The organism is Streptomyces sp. (assembly GCF_036566765.1).
In the GTDB taxonomy this organism is placed as follows: Bacteria; Actinomycetota; Actinomycetes; order Streptomycetales; family Streptomycetaceae; genus Streptomyces.
In genome coordinates, this window is record NZ_DATCVQ010000560.1 from 12891 (window position 1) to 30357 (window position 17467).

General features: G+C 69.0%; 17 protein-coding genes and 1 pseudogene. 11 read left to right on the top strand and 7 right to left on the bottom strand.

Annotated elements, in window-relative coordinates; translation table 11 throughout:
• Window positions 1-561 precede the first annotated feature (561 nt).
• From VIU94_RS32410 to VIU94_RS32425, 4 genes are all read right to left on the bottom strand, one after another.
• A complete protein-coding gene (locus VIU94_RS32410; protein ID WP_331916951.1) occupies window positions 562-1107 on the bottom strand; it encodes an HAD domain-containing protein in 546 nt (181 codons plus the stop codon).
• A 30-nt stretch (window positions 1108-1137) separates the two neighbouring features.
• The gene (locus VIU94_RS32415) at window positions 1138-1830 is read right to left on the bottom strand and encodes a class I SAM-dependent methyltransferase (protein ID WP_331916953.1); all 693 of its coding nucleotides are present in this window, start codon (window positions 1828-1830) and stop codon (window positions 1138-1140) included.
• A gap of 1 nt (window position 1831) precedes the next feature.
• Entirely contained in the window at window positions 1832-2743 is a 912-nt protein-coding gene (locus VIU94_RS32420) for a phosphotransferase family protein (protein ID WP_331916955.1), read from the bottom strand.
• A 75-nt stretch (window positions 2744-2818) separates the two neighbouring features.
• Entirely contained in the window at window positions 2819-3568 is a 750-nt protein-coding gene (locus VIU94_RS32425; RefSeq protein ID WP_331916957.1) for a hypothetical protein, read from the bottom strand.
• 224 nt (window positions 3569-3792) lie between these two features.
• Between VIU94_RS32425 and VIU94_RS32430 the strand changes: the two genes are divergently transcribed.
• The 4 genes from VIU94_RS32430 to VIU94_RS32445 all read left to right on the top strand — a co-directional run bounded on the left by VIU94_RS32430 (window position 3793) and on the right by VIU94_RS32445 (window position 7192).
• The gene (locus VIU94_RS32430) at window positions 3793-5148 is read left to right on the top strand and encodes an NsdA family TPR-like regulatory protein (RefSeq protein ID WP_331916959.1); all 1356 of its coding nucleotides are present in this window, start codon (window positions 3793-3795) and stop codon (window positions 5146-5148) included.
• Between the two features lies 1 nt (window position 5149).
• A complete protein-coding gene (locus tag VIU94_RS32435; protein ID WP_331916961.1) occupies window positions 5150-5680 on the top strand; it encodes an NUDIX domain-containing protein in 531 nt (176 codons plus the stop codon).
• Window positions 5681-5760: 80 nt separating this feature from the next.
• Window positions 5761-6639: an SMODS domain-containing nucleotidyltransferase gene (locus VIU94_RS32440; protein ID WP_331916963.1), complete on the top strand. Its 879-nt coding sequence runs from the start codon at window positions 5761-5763 to the stop codon at window positions 6637-6639.
• Window positions 6629-7192: an SLATT domain-containing protein gene (locus VIU94_RS32445; protein ID WP_331916965.1), complete on the top strand. Its 564-nt coding sequence runs from the start codon at window positions 6629-6631 to the stop codon at window positions 7190-7192. Before VIU94_RS32440 ends, VIU94_RS32445 begins: the two co-directional genes overlap by 11 nt.
• A 593-nt stretch (window positions 7193-7785) precedes the next feature.
• Here VIU94_RS32445 and VIU94_RS32450 read toward each other — a convergent pair.
• On the bottom strand, window positions 7786-8055 hold the full coding sequence (locus VIU94_RS32450) for a hypothetical protein (protein WP_331916967.1): 270 nt from the start codon (window positions 8053-8055) through the stop codon (window positions 7786-7788).
• Between the two features lie 148 nt (window positions 8056-8203).
• On the opposite strand from VIU94_RS32450, the gene VIU94_RS32455 reads away from it, so the two are divergent.
• The gene (locus VIU94_RS32455; protein WP_331916969.1) at window positions 8204-8503 is read left to right on the top strand and encodes a DUF6087 family protein; all 300 of its coding nucleotides are present in this window, start codon (window positions 8204-8206) and stop codon (window positions 8501-8503) included.
• Window positions 8504-8698: 195 nt separating this feature from the next.
• Here VIU94_RS32455 and VIU94_RS32460 read toward each other — a convergent pair whose 3' ends face one another.
• Together VIU94_RS32460 and VIU94_RS32465 are read right to left on the bottom strand one after the other, a co-directional pair.
• The gene (locus VIU94_RS32460) at window positions 8699-10831 is read right to left on the bottom strand and encodes an FG-GAP repeat domain-containing protein (protein WP_331916971.1); all 2133 of its coding nucleotides are present in this window, start codon (window positions 10829-10831) and stop codon (window positions 8699-8701) included.
• An 838-nt stretch (window positions 10832-11669) separates the two neighbouring features.
• A pseudogene (locus tag VIU94_RS32465) lies at window positions 11670-11717 on the bottom strand (DUF6104 family protein); the annotation flags it as partial.
• Between the two features lie 408 nt (window positions 11718-12125).
• On the opposite strand from VIU94_RS32465, the gene VIU94_RS32470 reads away from it, so the two are divergent.
• The 6 genes from VIU94_RS32470 (at window position 12126) to VIU94_RS32495 (ending at window position 17276) form a co-directional block, all read left to right on the top strand.
• Window positions 12126-12314, top strand: coding sequence for a hypothetical protein (locus VIU94_RS32470; protein ID WP_331916973.1), 189 nt, complete (start codon window positions 12126-12128; stop codon window positions 12312-12314).
• A 318-nt stretch (window positions 12315-12632) separates the two neighbouring features.
• The gene (locus VIU94_RS32475) at window positions 12633-12983 is read left to right on the top strand and encodes a hypothetical protein (RefSeq protein ID WP_331916975.1); all 351 of its coding nucleotides are present in this window, start codon (window positions 12633-12635) and stop codon (window positions 12981-12983) included.
• A gap of 136 nt (window positions 12984-13119) precedes the next feature.
• Window positions 13120-13509, top strand: coding sequence for a hypothetical protein (locus VIU94_RS32480; protein WP_331916977.1), 390 nt, complete (start codon window positions 13120-13122; stop codon window positions 13507-13509).
• Entirely contained in the window at window positions 13509-15242 is a 1734-nt protein-coding gene (locus tag VIU94_RS32485; RefSeq protein ID WP_331916979.1) for a hypothetical protein, read from the top strand. The genes VIU94_RS32480 and VIU94_RS32485 overlap by 1 nt, the downstream gene beginning before the upstream one ends.
• Window positions 15243-15322: 80 nt before the next feature.
• Window positions 15323-16507: a hypothetical protein gene (locus VIU94_RS32490; protein ID WP_331916981.1), complete on the top strand. Its 1185-nt coding sequence runs from the start codon at window positions 15323-15325 to the stop codon at window positions 16505-16507.
• Between the two features lie 202 nt (window positions 16508-16709).
• The gene (locus VIU94_RS32495; RefSeq protein WP_331916983.1) at window positions 16710-17276 is read left to right on the top strand and encodes a YrhB domain-containing protein; all 567 of its coding nucleotides are present in this window, start codon (window positions 16710-16712) and stop codon (window positions 17274-17276) included.
• Window positions 17277-17467 lie beyond the last annotated feature (191 nt).

Sequence of the window (17467 nt, forward strand, 5' to 3'; positions counted from 1 at the left end):
GGGCTCGTCGACACGATAAAGGCCGGACCCGACGAGGCAATGACCCACGAAGTCGCCGTTGGCTTCGATAGCTGATCACGGGAGCAGATACGCCCGGGCCATGCTGGCATGGCGTTCCGGCCCCTCTACGCCCCGCCCCTGGCCCCTCGGGCGGGGCGCTGCCGCACAGTCCTGTCAGGAGCGGCCCTGACCATCAACGTGCCGGGCGAGCGCGTGTATCGCGAGCTTTGCCTGGAAGAGCTCCCGGCGCTGCTCATACGTCAGGTGCGCAGGCAGAAGGTCAACCTGGTTCCAAGCTGCGCTTCTCAGCTGGCGAGCCAAGCCGAGCTGCCGGTGCCTCAGGGCAACCTTCAGGCCGAGGAGGCTCGCATCCAACTGCTTGAGGGCGGTCCGCTGTTTCTTCGGCAACTTCTTCCGTGGCGTCGGCTGTGCCGCAGATCGCCGCTCTTCCCAGGCCGGGCCCCCTGTGAGCAGATGAACTCGAGGTCGCCCCCTGTGCGTCATGATCTCTCCTCGCGGGCCATGCGGCATGTCCGAGGCTAGTGTCCCCCGTACCAGTCGTCAGGCGGCGCGGGCTGCGGACAGCTGGGAGACCCACGTCGTGACCTCGGTCAGGTGCCCGGGCTGCAGCCCGTGGTTGGGGTCGGGCTGAACGAGAAGCGTTGGCGCTCCCTTGGCAGTGCGCTCTGCGGCCCAGGCGTGGTCGAGACCGGTGAAGTCGTCGTCGATCCAGATGGCGGGGGCGTCGCCGAGCCAGGCGTCGACGTGGTCGCGCTTCCACAGGTAGCCATTGGGGTGGCTGGTGGTGATCTGGAGGCGCGGCAGGTCGACGTACGGCAGAGCCGGGAGGTCGAGAAGGGGCCCGATGAGGGTGGTGGCGTCCTGCCGCCAGCTGGTGCACCAGACCGGGGTGACCAGGCCGGTGTGGATCACGTCCATGAGCAGGCGGCCGTGGTCGGGGTTGAGCCAGACGGTGACCGGGTTGTCGGCGCTGCGGCCGGCGGGGACGACGTCGTGGCAGGCGTGGGTGGGCGGGGTCCTGCCGTGCTCGTCGGGGAAGGGTATGAGGACGCCGTCGATGTCGAGGAGCAGGTAGGGCGGGCGCATCGGTCCTCCAGGGTCGGGTGAACGCGGCTGTCAGAGTTTGCGGGCGCGGATCAGCAGGGTGGTGGGCCAGTGGCCCATGCGGGGGTCGTGGAACTCCTGGGCCGAGGTGAGCCAGAACCCGGCGTGGCTGAGGTGCTTCTCCCAGCGGCCGGTATCGAACTCCCAGCGGGCGATGGGGAGCCGGGTGCGGTCGGGGAGGGTGACGTGGTCGCGGCGGGGTCGGTCGTCGCCCGAGGGGCTTCGGCCGCCGCGCTGCGGGTGGGGGACGGAGAAGGCGAGCACTCGTCCGGGCGTGAGGCGTTGGGCGATGGCCGGGAGGAGGAGTTCGGGGGCGACGAGGCCGATGGCTCCGAAGACGGAGTAGATCGCGTCGAACTGCTCGTCGGTGGCGTGCAGGTAGTGCAGGGCGTGGCCGGCGACGAAGGTGAGGTTGTTCAGTCGTCCGTAGTGGGAGCGGGCGCGGCGGACCTGGAGGCCGACCAGGTCGACGCCGGTGACGTGGGCGCCGTGGCGGGTGGCGAGGTGGGCGGCGTTGTGGCCGGGGCCGCAGCCGAGTTCCAGGAGCCGCTTGCCGCGCAGGTCGGAGCCGAGGACGTCGGCTCCGGGCCCTTGGCCGGGTCTCGTGGTCCATTCCATCCGGGCGGGTACGGAAAGGGGTTCAGCAAGTCCGGCGGCGGTGCGCTGGAGCGCGTGGGCGTGCCATGGGGATGCCTGGGCGAGCACGTCAGATCTCCAGGAGGTGGAGGACGTCGGTGAGGTGGCGACGGACGGCCTTGATGTAGGCGGGATCGGCGGCCGGGTCGTTGATCCATCGGACGGCCTGCTCCATGAACCACTCGACGGCCCACATGCGGTGCCAGCCCAGGGCCCAGTTCTCGGCGGTGAGCCCGCCTCGCGGCGCGAGGGCGTCGGGGGTGCCGCCGGCGGTGACGTACTGCTCCAGGAAGACGCGCAGGCGCACAGGGTGCGGGGGCTCGATCGTTCCGTGCCAGCTGGCGAGGTCGAGCAGTCCGGGGCCGGTGAAGGCGCGGGCGAAGTCGAGCAGCCTCCAGCCGCGCTCGCCGATGTGGAGGCTGGTGGGGTGGAACTCGGAGTGCACCCAGCCGAACGGTTCCAGCATCGCTCCGGCCGAACGGGCCTCGGCGGCCTGGGCGATCCGGTCGAGCGCGTCCTCGACGTCGTCGGCGTCCTGCCACCGGTCGGCCTTGCGCAGCCGTTCGAGGTGTTCCAGCGCCCGGGCCGGAAGTGTGCGCAGGCGCTCCTGGCCGAGGACGGGCAAGGGCGGAGCCGTACGGGTGCCGTGCAGGACCACGGCCGCAGCGACACCGTCGAGGTCGTCGGCCTCGCGTACGAAGGGGCCGAGGTCCTCCATGAGCATGCCGAGCCAGCCGTCCAGGACGGCGGAGGCGTGGACCTGGGGGACGGGAACGCCGAGGGTGTGGGCCAGGCGGAGGGCCTGGCCCTCGCTGTCGAAGGGCTTCTTGGCGTACTTGAAGATGGCCGTGGAGCCGTCGGGGAAGGCCACGCGCTCGACTCCGGACATGGACCACACGCGTACCTCCTCCCGTACGGCGGTGGTCTGGCCGGCCACGGTGAGCAGGTTGTCGAGGAGTTCGGCGCTGGGGTTCGCGGTCACGTGAGGGCTCCAGGGGATGGTGGCGTCCGGGGCGGGCGAGGGGTGCCGGCCCGCCCCGGAGCCTGATCGGGTGGGTTACGCGGCGGGGTTCACGCGGTGGGCGTAGACCTGCTCGATCCAGCCCGCCTTGAACGCGGCGAGGTCGTCACGGAAGTTCGCCATCGAGGCGCCGTAGGGCGCGACCACGCCGCCGGACTGGTCCGGCACGGACTGGCAGCCGTGCACGAGCCGGCCGCCGAGGGCGGCGTGGGCCTTGATGGACTCGATCCGGCGGTGCTCGTTGAACCAGCCACCGTGGTACACCTCGTCCAGCATCCCGCCCATCTCGTCGTCCAGGTCGAAGACGACGGAGGTGGCGGCGGGGAAGAACCAGCACGGGCCGACGTTGGAGATGTGCCCGTCCAGCTCGACCTTGTTGAGCGCCATGAGCGTGGCGGCCTCGCGGAGCATCCGCAGGTGGTCGGCGGTGATCTGCGGCAGGCCGAGGCCGGCCAGGTGCTCCTCGCGGAAGAGGTACGAGTACACCCCGTACGCCGTCGCCAGGACGCGGGCCGCGTCGGAGGTGGACTCACCGTGGTTCTTGATGAAGTCGAGCGCGAGCTGCTCCACCGCGCTCTCGGCCGTCTCGTCGACGTCCAGGAGCTGGGCCTTGACCAGCTCCCAGTCGGCGACGAGCCACGTGTTCGACTCGAAGCGGAAGAAGTACTCGGCCGGGTCGATGGTGATGCGCCGGCCGTCGACCTGGATGCCAGGCAGCCGGCTCCAGCGCGGGTCGAACGCCTCAGGCAGTTCAACCGTGATGGCCGTGGTGTCGATGGTGGTCACCGTGGTCTCCGTCTCTGATCTGCCGGGTTCGGGCACAGGAATGCCCGAGCCCGGTGTGGGCGTACGGAACTTCGGGGTGCCGCCCGGACCAAGGGGGAGCCTGGATCACGGTCGCGCCGTTCCGGGCGGCTGCTGATAAGTGAACCGGTGGTCACGCTCAGTGGGTACGGTGGAGGGCAGTTGAAGCGGTATACGCGGTTTACAGCTCTGGAGTGGAGGCGATCGTGGCGGCGCAGAGAGAACCCAATTCCCGTCTGCGCGACGCCATCGCGGCGGTCGACTGCACCTACGAGGCCCTCGCCCGAGACGTGCGGCGCATCGCCGCCGAGAACGGCGAGATCCTCCAGACCAACAAGTCGGCCATCTCACACTGGGTGAACGGCACCCGAGCCCCGTCGGGCCGGGTAGGTCAGTACCTGGCCGAGGCGCTGTCCCGCCGAGCGGGGCGCAGGGTCACCCAGACTGAGATTGGCCTCCAGACCGGTGATGACGAAGAGCCGGCGGATTCCGACCCCGTCCTTGCGGTCACCGACCTGGGCCGCGCCGACGTCGAACGCCGCCGCTTCCTCGCCATCGCGGCCTTCACCACCGCCGGCGTCGCCATGCCGCTCGGATACGACCACGAAGCCACCGCCCGCATGCTCCGCGCCCGCACCGGCACGTCCCTGGTCGGCGCAGAGGACGTGGACGTCGTACGCCAGATCACCGCGGCCTTCAGCGCCGCCGACGAACGACTTGGCGGCGGGCACGGCCTGACCACCGTCACCGCGTACCTCGCCGACACCGCCGCCCCCATGCTGCGCGGACGCTTCCCCAGCGAAGCCTTACGCCGGGCTGCCTTCGGCGCCGTCGCCGAACTCGCCTACCTCGCAGGGTGGAAGCACCACGACCTCGGCCAGGAAGGCGCCGCCCAGCACTACTACCAGGTCGGCTACAAGCTCGCCTGCGAAGCCGACCCCCACGGCCACGCCGCCTGGATGATGCGCGCCCTCGCCCACCAAGCCCTCAGCCTCAAGCAGCCCCACCACTGCGTCGACCTCGTCGAAGGCGCCCTACGCACGGGTCTCGGCCACGTCGACGGCCAGACCGAGGCCCTCCTCCACATCACCCACGCCCGCGCCTACGCCGCCACCGATGAGAAGTCGTCGGCCGCACGCGCCCTGCTTGCCGCCGAAGACGCCCTCCTCCGAGACGACGGTCCCCAGCCCAGCTACTCACGCGTAAGCGGCCCCGCCGCCGGAACCGTGACCAGCCACACCGCCCGCACCCTGACCGACCTCGCCGACCACATCGGCACCGAGCAGCAGCACCGGGACGCGCTCACCCGCTGGGACCCGGAGAAGTACAAGCGCGTCCATGCCCTCACCCACGCGGACCTCGGCGACAGCCTGGCCGCCCAGGCCCGCGCCGACGAGGCCGTCGCCGCCTGGACCCAGGCCCTGGTCCTCATGGAGGGCATGACCTCCGACCGCACCCGCAAGGCGATCACCTCGATCCGCTCCACCCTCGCGGTCTACCAGCGCCGCCGTGTCCCCGGCGCCGCCGATCTCGCCCGCCGCGCCGGCGAGGCCCTCGCCTAACATGCCCAACAACCCGCCCGACGAAGGGAACACCGTGACCCAGCAGACCGACGACCAGCCCAAGGCCCTCAAGCCGGCGCTCGAATCGATGACCCTGCTGGTCGCGGCCGTCATCGTCCACGACAAGGCCACCAACCGCGTCGTCCTCCTCCAGCGCAGCGAAAACGCCAAGTTCGCCCAGGGCATGTGGGACCTCCCCGTCGGCAAAAGCGAAGCGGGCGAACCCATCACGGAGACTGCAGTCCGCGAGCTCTACGAGGAGACGGGCCTCACCGTGAAGCCCGATTCCCTCAAGGTCGCCCACATCATCCACGGCGCTTGGGGCGTCGAAGCCCCCAACGGCTTCCTGACGGTCGTCTTCGCCGCCCACGAGTGGACCGGCGAACCCGAGAACCGTGAACCGCGCAAGCACGCCCAAGTCCGCTGGGTCGACGCCGACACCATCCCGGACGAATTCGTGGACACCACAGCTAGCGCACTCCACCGCTACCTCACCGAGGGGCCGCAGGTGTCACTCGACGGATGGCGCTAGCACCCTGCGTGTTTCGTCAGGCCAGACGCGTGTCACTGGTGCCCTCTACGCTCATCCCTTGGGACGAGCGAGGGGGGTCCATGAGTACGGCGAGCAGGTTCGATACCTTCCTGAAGAACATCCAAGTAACGAGTGAGCAACGAGCATCCGCACTGACGAGCGCGAACGCCATCACCCGTAAACTGCACGGGCACTACAGCAACCAACCGTATTCAGATGACCGCCGGATGATCATCGGTTCCTACGGGAAGGGCACGGCGGTGAATCCGCCGCGGGATGTCGACGTGCTGTTCTTCATGCCCGTCAGCGAGTACCACCGCTTCAACGGACGCAAGTACAACGGGCAGTCGGCCCTCCTGCAGGAGCTCAAGTGCCTGTTCCAGGAGCGCTACCCACGAACAAAGGAAATCGGTGGTGACGGCCAGGTCGTGGTCGTCGACTTCTCCACCGGCCACACGGTCGAGGTCCTGCCCGCCTGGCACCGGCAGGGCGGCGGGCTGCTCGTGCCCAACACCCATGATGGCGGCAGTTGGCAGCATGTCGACCACAAGGCCGAGATCGCCTACGTGGCCGATTCAGATGCCCAGACCAACGGCAATACTCGCAACCTCATCCGGATGATGAAGGTGTGGCAGAAACACTGCTCGGTCCCAATCAAGTCGCTGGTACTGGAGCTGCGGAGCGTGAGGTTTCTGTCGACGTGGGACCGCTCCAGGGAGTCCACGACCTTCTACGACTGGATAGTCCGGGACTTCTTCGCCGAACTGGTCGAGAAGGCCAACTGCTGGCACACGATCCCCGGGACCAGCGAGAAGAAGCAGTACGGCGACACCTGGCTGAGCAAGGCGCAGAGCGCGCACCGCCGGGCGGTCAAGGCATGCGAGTACGAGCTGGCGAGCAAGCACACCGACGCCGCCTTGGAGTGGCAGAAGATCTTCGGGAGCCAGTATGAGCTCTAACGGGAACACCGGGCACGCAGCGAACGTCCAGTCGATCCGGGAAAGCTTCGGCCGCGTCGTCTACTCGCACAAAGCACACGAGAAGGCCAGGGAGCTGGAGGCATCCAAGGCGGACCGGGCGAAGTGGGTCAACATTGTCCTGGTGACGCTGACGTCCGGGACGCTGCTCGCCTCGGTGATCACGAACAAGCAGCTTCTTCTCTACATCAGTAGCGGGGCCTCCGCCCTCGCACTGGCCTTCACCATCTTCCATCTGAGCTTCAACCCGGAGAAGGTCGCCGAGCAGCACCGTGCAGCCGCCAAGGAGCTCTGGTACATCCGGGAGCTGTATCTGCACCTGCTCACCGACATACAGACCGACCCGCAATCCGTGGACATACCTCGCCGCAGAGACGAGCTGCTCGAGAAGCTGAACCACGTTTACCGGCTGGCACCGGACACATCGAGTAGCGCCTACCGGGCCGCGCAGCGAGCCCTGCAGATCGACGAGGACATGACGTTCAGCAGCTCAGAGATCGACCGCTTCCTCCCGGAAGCACTTCGCATGTCCTGATACCCGCCCCTGTGTCCTGCCGGGCGGATCACGGGCGGGTTCCTATTCGGTGCGGCCGCGCCGGGGGACGCTATTCCGGGGCTTCCGCGGGGCGGGCACCTTGCGCTGCTCGGTACGCTCGGAGCGCCGGTCTCGGTACCGCATAGCGGCCTCCCCCGCTGAGCGCTGCCGGGCTCGAATTCACAGCCCAACGCCCGCTGCTCCAAGCCTTGGCAGCACAACCGCTCGGACCCTCAGAGGCGCTCCCCCTGATCCTCGTCCCCGACCATTGGCTCTCCGCCGAGGCCAACCGGCACCGAGCCGACGCCGAACGGGAGCGACGTCCCGGTCTCACGCCAGAGAATCGGGCACACGAGGACACGCTCCGGCGCGCCCTCGAGGATCGCCTCGGCACGAAGCAGGGACCCAGCGCACGCCAGCCGGTCCGCCCGTCGAGCACAGCAGCCAGGGCGTGCTCGACGACGACCCCATGGACTCCGAGCGCTGGGCGCGGCGCTGCTCCTGGTGCAGTCGAGCAACCACCGCACCTGCGCCAACCGGCCCCAGATCCCAAAAGGGGTCACGGCCGGTCTCCCGGCGCCTGAAAGTCGCAGTCAGCGGCCCGGGGTGTCGTCCAGGTCGGGGAGCGTGCCGAGATCCGGCGTCAGGTGCGGGCGGGCGAGCCCACCGAGATCGGGGCGAACGCCCTGGACGACTGGATCGCGCGGCTCGTCGCCCAGCTCGCCGCACCCCGGGCCCAGTGCCTCAGCCTGGAACGCGACAGCCGCGTCGAACGCGTCCTGCTCGACGAGGACGCCGGTGCATGGGCCCCTCTCCCTGGACGACCGCGGTGTCTGGACCCGTGCGACGGGGCGGACCGGCACGCCGGTGGGACGGCGTCGCCGAGCACATCGCCCGCCGGCGCGGCGACGGCTCCCCCGAGCTCGACCGGTTCGAGGTCACCGTCACCGCCGTGGGACAGCCAGTGCCGTGGTCTAGGGTCTGACGAGCACGAGGACCAGGAGGACGACGATGGGCGAGGACGAGCCCCTGGACGAGTGGGCGGCCCGCAGAGAAATGCGCCTGCGGCTGGTCGGCGAGCGGAAGGCCGTCCGCCTCGGGGGCAATCCGCACCGCGCCGCCCACGTCGACCCGGACGCGCCGCGCCTGATCGTCGAATGGGACGGCTACGCCTGGCAGCCCGTAACCCTGGTGGACGACTACGCCGCCGCCTGCCGCACCCTCAACCCCCCACCGGAACCGCCGCCGAACAACCCGACGCCCCCACGGCCCCCGACGGTGCCCGGGACCGGTAGACACCGCAAACCGTGACGCCACAGAGGGCCCCGCCGGATGACCGGCCGGGCCCTCACTGCACGGCATTGTCAGTGCGGTACGCCGGTGCGTCGCCCTCGCAACTCGACACGAGGTACTGGGGGGCGGGGGCTCTACCCACACATGGCACGGAGTGTGGCTCCGTGTCCCCTGACCTCACGCCCCGGCTCGTCAGGGTCCCTCAGGAGCCCCCTACTTGATGCTGGCGAAGGACTTCCAGCCGGTGCCGATCTTGACGCCGGAGCCGATGGCTCCAGTGCCGGTTCCGGCGTAGCGGTGGAGGTCGCCGGCGGTGGTGCGGCCGACGATGTCGTTCTTGCCGTCGCCGGTGAGGTCGCCGATGCCGATCATGTTGACCATGCCGCCCCAGCCAGAGCCGATCTTCACGCCCGAGCCGATGGTCCCGCGGCCCGTGCCGAGGTACCGGTAGAGGTAGCCGGTGGAGGTACGGGCGATCAGGTCGGCGTTCTTGTCGCCGTTGAGGTCGCCGGTGCCGACGATGGTCAGCGACTTCCAGCCGGAGCCGACCTTCCCGACGCGGGTCAGTCCGCCGGACTGCGTCCCCGCGAACAGGTACAGGTCGCCGGTGGAGATCTGACGGGCGACCAGGTCCGGGAGCCGGTCCGCGTTGAAGTCGCCGGAGTACGTCAGCGCGTCGAAGCCGTTCCAGCCGCTGCCGCCGATCAGCGTGCGCGGCGCTGCAGGGGTGACCGGCGTACCGCAGGCGGGGTTGTAGCGGTACAGCTCGCCCGCGCTGGTGCGCACGAGGGTGTCGTTGCAGCCGTCGCCGTTGAGGTCCCCGAACGGTGCCACGAACGACGTGGTCGGCCAGGTCCCGCCGCTGACATTCGCGGAGACGGTGTGATTGGCGTTGCCCTGGTAGACGTACAGCGCGCCCGCGGCGGTCTGCGCGTACAGGTCCGGGAACCCGTCCTTGCCCACGTAGTCCCGGTGCTTCGCGGGAACCGGGGGAGCGGTGAGGCCGGTGCCGGCGGTCCACAGCTGCTTGCCCTGCCCCCAGACCGCGGTCGCGTCGCCGTCGGGGGCGACAGCGACACGGCCGTTCGAGCCGTAGGTCGGCACGGTGCTCAGCTTGGTGACCGGCGTCCATGTGCCGTTGATCCGGGCCGAGGTGTGGAACGAGGTCTGCGTGTCGTTGACGAGCTGGTCCCAGCCGATCTGGATGTTGCCGTCGGCGCCTGTCGCGGCGTCGAACTGATCTGTGACCATCTTCGCGGTGGACACGTCCCGCACAGGTGACCACGTGCCGTCGACCGTGCGGGAGGAGGTGCGGACTGCCGGGTAGTAGGCAGTTCCAGGATCCACATCCTCCCGCCAGACGATGGTGACTTCACCGGTCGGCCCGATCAGCGGCTGACGCGTTGTGACATGACCGTTCGTCTCGCGCACCAGGGGTGCGGCCCAGACCGCGCTCCCGCCGGGCCGGACGGCCGTGACGAGGTCGATGTCCGGCTCGGCGCTCGGGTCCGGCGGATAGAGGGTGGAGACCCACACGACGGCGACGGTGCCGTCGGCGCCGATGGTCAGCTCAGGTGTGCCGCCCCGATCCTGAGGCGAGATGACCTGCGGCTGGGACCATTCCTCATCCCCCGGCGCGCGGTCCATGACCACCACGTTCGAGCCGCCCGCCGTCTGCTCCTCCCAGACGACCGTCGTCGTGCCGTCCGGAGCCAGCCCCACCTGCATGCCGTACCCCGACGGCAGGATCGCCTCGGCGGTCGACCAGGCTCCGACGCCGGTACGCTCCACAAGGAACCCGTAGGCGGCCGACTCGGTCCAGCCCAGCACCGTTTTGCCGGACTGCCCGCTCGTGAGGCTCACGTAGTTGATCCGGACGGGCGCGGTGGCCACCGTGGCCGGCGTGGACCACGTGGTTGCGCCCTTGGCCAGCGTCGCTGTCCGCAGCGTGGAGGTGCGGTCGGCCTTCATGCTCACCCATGCCACCGTCACGGAGCCGTCAGCCGCCGGAGCGAGGGCCACACTCTCGTGGACGTTGGTCGGCAGGGACTCCAGGAGCTTCGGAGTGCCCCACACCGTGGAAGACGCCGGGCGCGTCGCGACCCAGAGCTCCAGCTGGCCCGTCCCGGCTATCTGGCGGCGCCAGACGGCGGCGGCAGTGCCGTCCTTCGTGGTCACCACGTCGTGCACACTCACGTCGTGACCCGTGCCCGTAAGGGCCGTCGGCGTGCTCCACGGGCCCGACTGGTCCGCTGCCGCCACGGTCGCGGTCGCCAGCACGGTCGTTACGGCCGCTCCGAGGCCGATTCCCCCCAGGGCCAGCGTCGGGACCAATGCCGCAGTCACGATTCTTCTGCTGCTCTGCAAGAACTGTTCCTCCCCACTTACACGTGCGTACTCACACGTGCGCGCGACAGTAACAGCAGGTCGGGGAGACCAAGGCGGCCGGGCGATCATGATCGAGTTAAGGGCGTGCCCTCGGCGAATCGAAGTGGACCGACCTCCTCACGCCCACCGGCCGGCGCGGCCTGACTCCGCTGTTCTGGTCGCACGTCCGGCCGTGCGGCGTTGACCATCCTGGACGGCGACCCGAGGATCGGTGCGTCCTGCAGCCCCAGGGGGCGTTTGGCTTCGACAACTCTCCGGTCGACGAGGAGTGGTGGGAGGTCGTCAAGCCGCGCATCAATGCCTTTCGCCGCGAAGCGCGGGAGTGCCGGAGTGTCGGACCCAGGTGCGTGGGCTGCGGGCACCCACTCGAGACCTGATGGTGGTAGAGGTCCCCCTGCGGGGTCTACCTACGGCACGAAAGCAGTCCGCTGGTCTTCCATGCCGGCGATCCCACCGACCAGCTCCTTCGGTGGATCGACCACAAGAGCATCGCGTGCCCGTGCGGCCAGGTGTTCTTCCCTCTGGCGTCACTCATCAGAGGACGGCAGCGGAAGTTCTGCTCCAACGCCTGCCGGCAGGCCCAGTGGCGTGCTCACCGAAGGACGGCCGCGCGCCCCGCTTGAGCCGCAGGCTTTGCCCCCTCCTGGGCACCGTCCACGAATTCACCAGGCACCCATCCGCCCTCACACGGACACGGCTACCTGTCGGCGGATCACCCAGACGTGCCCCGCAGGCGCTACTGCCACTGCTCAGCCGGTAACAGTTCGACGAGCCACTCGAAGGTGACCTCCTCCTAGCCGTGCCGTTTCTCCAGCTCCTCGATGCCACGGTCGGTGAAGTACACGGTGAGTCAACTGGTGAGGCGAGGGGGCATTGAGATGCAAGAAGAAGAAGCGGGGGCAGCCTGAATCTTCCGATTCGTTCCGCCGTAGCGCCCACTACTGGGGGAACGACTTCTTCATCGCCCCCGGCTGGGTGCTGACCAGTGTGCGTGATGCAAGCGCGGAGTCAGGTTGAAAGTTCCAGCTATTGAATGGCGATCGCCCCGCTGGTGATCTCAAGGCCGCTCCATTGCCGTCCTGCTCGACCCTCCCGATCGACCGCCGCAGCCCGCCCGTCCCGGGTCGGCAAGGCCTTCAACTCGCCCTCAGGATGGAGGTCTTGCGGGGCTAACCCGAAAGACCTCCAACGTGTGGCCGCCGTCCTGATGTCGGGGATGGCAGAACTTTTCTTGACCTACTGGAGGACCACCATGCCCATCTCAATCGACCCGCTGTTCGTGCTGCCCCTGCTGGTCGGCCTCTTCTGCATCGCCCTCGTGGCCGTCGTCTGCATCGTGGCCTTGCTTCGCGCCGACCGGGCCGACACCGTCGCCGTGGTCAAGGCGCTGCCCGAACTCGTCGCGACTCTCCTACGCTTCCGTCGGCGGGCGCGCCGATGACGACCTCAGCCGACGCGGGGCGGAAGGGGCGGTCTCCGTGCCCTGGTCCTTCGAGGGCATCGGGGATCTCCTCGTCCACGCGCCCGCCGGCTCCGAGTGGGCGGCGCGTGCTCGAAACCGACAGGCGGCGGGTGCCGAACACGCCGCGGTCGCGCAGCGCCGGGCAGAGTGAAGGTTGCGGCGTTGACGGGCCGGTGGGCGGAGACTACCTCGGCAACGCTGCTATCCAGAGACCGGGCGCCAGCAGCCGTTCCCCCGACTCCCCGGCTTCGCCTCGACACCCCGACCCCTGCGTCTAAGCTGACGTTAGAGCGAGTCATGGACACCTCGTGGGGTGAGGAGTGCGCCAGCCGAGGGATCAAGATCGTGGCCCTGCCTGCCCCAGACCGAAAAAACCACGCCATCGGACGCTTTGGTGCCATCGGTGATGTCAGCAGGCACGGCGGCTTGCACGGGCTCGGGCTTGCCGTTGCCCTGATCCTGATCTTGCTCATCGTGCAGGCGCTGACCGTACGCGGCGCGCTGCCGGGCTCCGCGGCCACCCCCGCCAGCGGAACGCACGGCATCCGTCCCGAGTCAAGCGATCGGGTGCTGCTGAAAATCGGCGACACTGTCTTCCTCGTCAGCGGGGTGCTCTCACGCTTGGGCAACGAACGCTCTCGCTACTGACCAAACAAAGCCACGCCACTTGAGCGGTCAGCCGGTCATCCACAGGGCCCCGTTCATCCACAGGCGTCCACGCCACATTGCTGCTCGGTGGGACGATCAAGTCGTTGCACGACCGACTGATCGGGGAAGTCCGTTGATGTCCGACACCATGAACATGCTCGGCTCGTCCGAGCCGCGGCAGGTCCTCGCTGCGTCCTGGGACGCTTTCGACGTGGCCCGGCGGGTGGCCAGCACCGTCGCGTGGGAAGGGGGGTCCGACGAGCTGCAAGCGCTGGCGGCCTCGCAGTCCTGCATGGCCGGCAGGGCGCTGCTGCCGCTGCCGGAGTCCGGCCGGCCGCTTGAGACGCCGGTCATCGCGGCGGGCCCAGAGGGACTGGACCCGTGGGTGGATTTGCTGCACGAGGTGCGCGACGCGCTCGTGCGGCTGAGCGACGAGCAGAGCGCCGAGGCGCGCGCGGTGCTGATCGAGGCGGCGGGGCACGCGGATGCTGGCGCCAGGGCGCTCGCGACGGTCCGGGGGCGCTGATGCCGACCCTGGGAGACCTCTTCGACACGGCCGACGCCCGCCTGGAGGCCGTCGCCGGCACGCCGATCGGCGCGGTGAGCCCCGGTCAGACAGCCGCGCTCGTCGAAGACCTCGACGACCTGATCGGCCGACTGCGCGAGGGGCTTCAGCTGCACCGGGTACGCGAGAGCGACGAGAGGATCCTGCGCAGCTTGAAGACGCCGGGCGATCTCGTGCTCCATCTGGACGAAGCGCGGGCCTCGCTGCAGACCGTGCGCAGTCTGCTGTCCGCACCCGACCGGACGGGGCTTGGGCAGGTCGGCGAGGGCATCGGCGAGGCTGCGCGCTCGGTTGCGGCACTGCGAGATCTGATCGAGAGCCACCGTGGCCCCGACCGGGTGCCGTTGACGCCGTACGCGCACGCCTTCAGCAGCCAGTCCGCCCTGGACTACCTGGCCGGGCGCACCGCTCGTCTCGCCTGGCACACCGGGCAAGTGGCCTTGCAGCTGTCGCAGAGCTGCGACGATCTCGGGGTGATGGAGGCGCTCGCCGATGCTCGGAGCTTCCTGGACCGGGCCTCGACCCTGGGGCGTCTCGAGGCCTCGGCCGCGAACGCCGCCCTCGCCGACTTCCCGCTCGCGCTGCCGGTCGAGCCGGTGCAGGCCTCAGCCGACGACCCGACCGCGCTGGTGACCACACTGCTCGCGGACGACTGCGAGCGGCTGTCCCGCGCGGCGTTCGAGGCGCTGTACGGCACGGCCGACCATGGCTTGAGCGGGTCGGACCTGCAGCAGCTGTCTGGGTGGATGTCGATGAGCCGGCTTCTGGCCGGCCGGGTGCTGCTGCGCGTCGCCGAGCAGCCGCACCTGACCGACGACCTGGCGGACGCGCTGCAGGCGTCGGCCCGCCGGCTGCGGAAGTCCGCGCAGGCGTGGCAGTCAGCGGTGGACGCGTGGGACCGGGTGGTCGACACCGCCGATCCGCGCGCGCACCCGAAGCTACCGCCGCCGAGCTACGCGATCGTGCGTCGTGGCGAAGTGGTCCAGCTGCCGCAGGTCGTCCCGCACCCCGCGACTGTCATCACGCACACCGCGACGGTCCGGGTCGGGCAGTTGCTGTTCGGGCCGGACTTCCGCCCCGGCGGCGGGAAGCCCGGCGAGCCGCGTCCGACCGACGCGATCCTCGAGGACGCCGGCAGCGAGGGGGCTCTCGCTGCCGCGCTGTACCGGCTGCCCGCGACGGGATGGCAGGTGGCGGTGGCCGCCCCTGTGACCATTCAGCGGATCCAGACGCGCCTGGTCACCGACTCGGTCGAGCGCCGGCCGAACGACCTCGACGCCCGGCTGCGCTTCTACGAGGTCCACCCTCGCCAGGTGGAGTCGCTGGTCGGCGCGTACGACGCGGTGCTGCGCGCTGAGCAGTCCTCCGCTGTCGCGCTGCTGAGGACGGCTCAGGCCGCGGGTACCGCCGTGCCCCGGGCGACTCTTGACGCCGCCGCGCACCAGATGATCGCCGCGAGCCAGGAATGGGAGGGGCAGTCTTCACGTGAGGATCAGCTCGTCTCCCAGCGACTGTTGAGTGAGCAGCACGGCGTCCGTCCATCGGTAGCCGCAGCCAGGGCTCGCTCAACGACAGTCTCACGTGCGCCTGACCAAGGAGGCTCTGTGACGTCGCGCCCTGGCGAGCAGTCGCCTCACGTGCGACAGCCCGCCTCCGTCCGCAGCGAGTCTCGCCGACCGTCACGTGGGCACTGATGGGGGCGGCAGCATTGCAAGACCGTGCCACTGTCCGAGGGGCGTTTGCGTGCACTGCCAATGCTTGAGGAGGACTGACCGTGTCTGTAGCCGAGAACGAGGATCACGGAGACGCGGCGGAGCGTGCGACCGCTGAGTTCAGCGCCTCCGAGCGGGGCGAGTCGCGCGTCAACGCCCGGGAGATGCCGACGACCGCCCCGTCTGCGGCCGAGGATGCGTCTGCGGGTTACACGGCTGCGAAAGAGCTCGCCGGAATGCTGCAGGATCAGAACAAGGGCAAGTCGATCGCACTTGGGGGGTCGGCCGCAGTCCCGGACACCGAGTCTGACACAGTGATCGACTTCTCCGAGTGGGAGGAGTGGGAGGACACCTCTGGCTCGTACAGCTCGGCCTCAGCGCCGGACAACGGGGACAGGCCGTTGGATTTCATGGCGGCCTTCAAGGGTGTCGAGAACGCCTGGAACGAAATCGTGCCGGCGGAACAGTGCACGCGCGAAGAGCTCCTTGCGGACATCGAGCACGACGTGAGCACCCTGCAAGAGCTGCTGGTCGGCGCTGGTACTGAGCTCTCCCCGTCGGCCGAGGTTGCCAGCGTCCCCGCGCTGACGTCTGGCAACGCCAGTTCTCAGACAGGGCAGGAGCGGCAGAAGAAGGACCTGCTGCCCGTGGCCGGATTGGTCAGCACTGCTCTGCGAGCGGCCGACGCCCATGCAGCGTCCTTGCACGACGTCCCGGAATGGCGGCAGATCCAGACGGTCCGTGGTGCCGTCGGGCATCTGTGGCGCGTCCTGAAGAACCAGGCAGGGGTCCACTTCGGCCGCGTAATCGAGGACGGCCGGGTCGCAGACTTCTTCCGACGGGTCTCGATCCGCGTGTGCGAGAAGATCGCCGAATGGGCGCTGGACGGCGCTGACCGACTGCGTGGAGGGGACGGGCAGCACGAACACGCGCAGAGCGTAGAGGCGCTGACCCGTCTCGGGTACGCCGCGTCGCACCACAGCAGCCGAGGAACCCGGCCCACCTCGTACGTGCTCGGACCGGGCGAGCTTGACGTCCCAGCGATGCGAAGGATGGGCGAGGCGCTCAACCGACCCCTTCCGGAAGCCACGAACCGAATGGGGAAGCGGGTTTCCTCAGCGGCTGCGAAGGGCCGGTCCACGACCGTCGTGCAGGGTCCGAAGAAACCGGCAAGCGGGAAGGAACAGGAGGGGTCCCTCCGGCGCTTCCGTCTGGAGCAAGACCAGGCCCGCAGACCGCAGCGCTAAAGGTGATGGGGATCCGCGATTTTCCCCGCCCCTGCTCTCGATTCCCCAGCTCGTTCGCCATTGAAATAAGTGGGGAAGTTCAGGGCTGTGGCGGATATTTCGTGACGGATCGGCGCAGACGCGTTCTCGGCTCCTGCAGGGGCGAGGTTGATGAGGGGAAATCCGCTGGTGGCGAGCTGACCTACTGGGTGATGCTGCGGTTGTGATCGAACGGGATGACGCGATACGCATCGTTGAGGAACAGCTGGAGCGTGGCCATCAGTCGGGGGTTGCCGCTGGCACCGAGCAGTTCCCGCGCAACGTGATCGTTAGCGTGGTCGAGCACGAGCTGGTCTGGAAGGTCTACGTCCAATCAGAGGAGTATGCGCGAACGCGCAATGTAGCCGCGATGTTGGTGGGACACGGTCCGTATCTGGTCGACCGCGCCGACGGCGGGCTCCACTCGATTGGAGTCCTCTTTGAGATCGAGGGGGCATGGGAGGACGACTACCGTGGTCGCATCCGAGGGCTGCCGGTACGCACTCCGGTGGATGATCTCCACGACAGTCTACGGACGGTAGCTGAAGCAGCGGGCGGGCGCATGGCCGCCGTCCGTGCCCTTCGCCGGAAGGTGACTGGGCTGTCCCCTACACATGCCCTCGCCTATGTGACCGGGCTGCTGGCGGGCGAAGTGCCGGCACAGCTTCTGGCTGTTGCTCACCAGGAGCTGGTGAAGCCCATTGATCGTGTACTGACTGTACGTACTTACGGCGTCGATGCTGACTTCTGAGTTGCGATAAGTCGAATCCACCGAAGGCATGTGTCTGGCTTCGGTGGCCTCCGGTCTGGGTGTATACGTCGCCGTCTTGCAGGTCGGCGGCGCGCTTGCGAAGTCGGGTCAGCGACAGCCCCACCGGTTCAGCAGAGGCCGGATATCACGGTGGCTGGGCGAGGACTAGCGTCCGTAGGAGTGCGAAGGAC

Coding starts and splice junctions, on each gene's coding strand:
- VIU94_RS32440 (WP_331916963.1), top strand. CDS start 5,761: ATGAGTACGGCGAGCAGGTTCGATACCTTCCTGAAGAACATCCAAGTA.
- VIU94_RS32475 (WP_331916975.1), top strand. CDS start 12,633: ATGGACACCTCGTGGGGTGAGGAGTGCGCCAGCCGAGGGATCAAGATC.
- VIU94_RS32455 (WP_331916969.1), top strand. CDS start 8,204: ATGGGCGAGGACGAGCCCCTGGACGAGTGGGCGGCCCGCAGAGAAATG.
- VIU94_RS32435 (WP_331916961.1), top strand. CDS start 5,150: ATGCCCAACAACCCGCCCGACGAAGGGAACACCGTGACCCAGCAGACC.
- VIU94_RS32410 (WP_331916951.1), bottom strand. CDS start 1,107: ATGCGCCCGCCCTACCTGCTCCTCGACATCGACGGCGTCCTCATACCC.
- VIU94_RS32445 (WP_331916965.1), top strand. CDS start 6,629: ATGAGCTCTAACGGGAACACCGGGCACGCAGCGAACGTCCAGTCGATC.
- VIU94_RS32480 (WP_331916977.1), top strand. CDS start 13,120: ATGTCCGACACCATGAACATGCTCGGCTCGTCCGAGCCGCGGCAGGTC.
- VIU94_RS32470 (WP_331916973.1), top strand. CDS start 12,126: ATGCCCATCTCAATCGACCCGCTGTTCGTGCTGCCCCTGCTGGTCGGC.
- VIU94_RS32485 (WP_331916979.1), top strand. CDS start 13,509: ATGCCGACCCTGGGAGACCTCTTCGACACGGCCGACGCCCGCCTGGAG.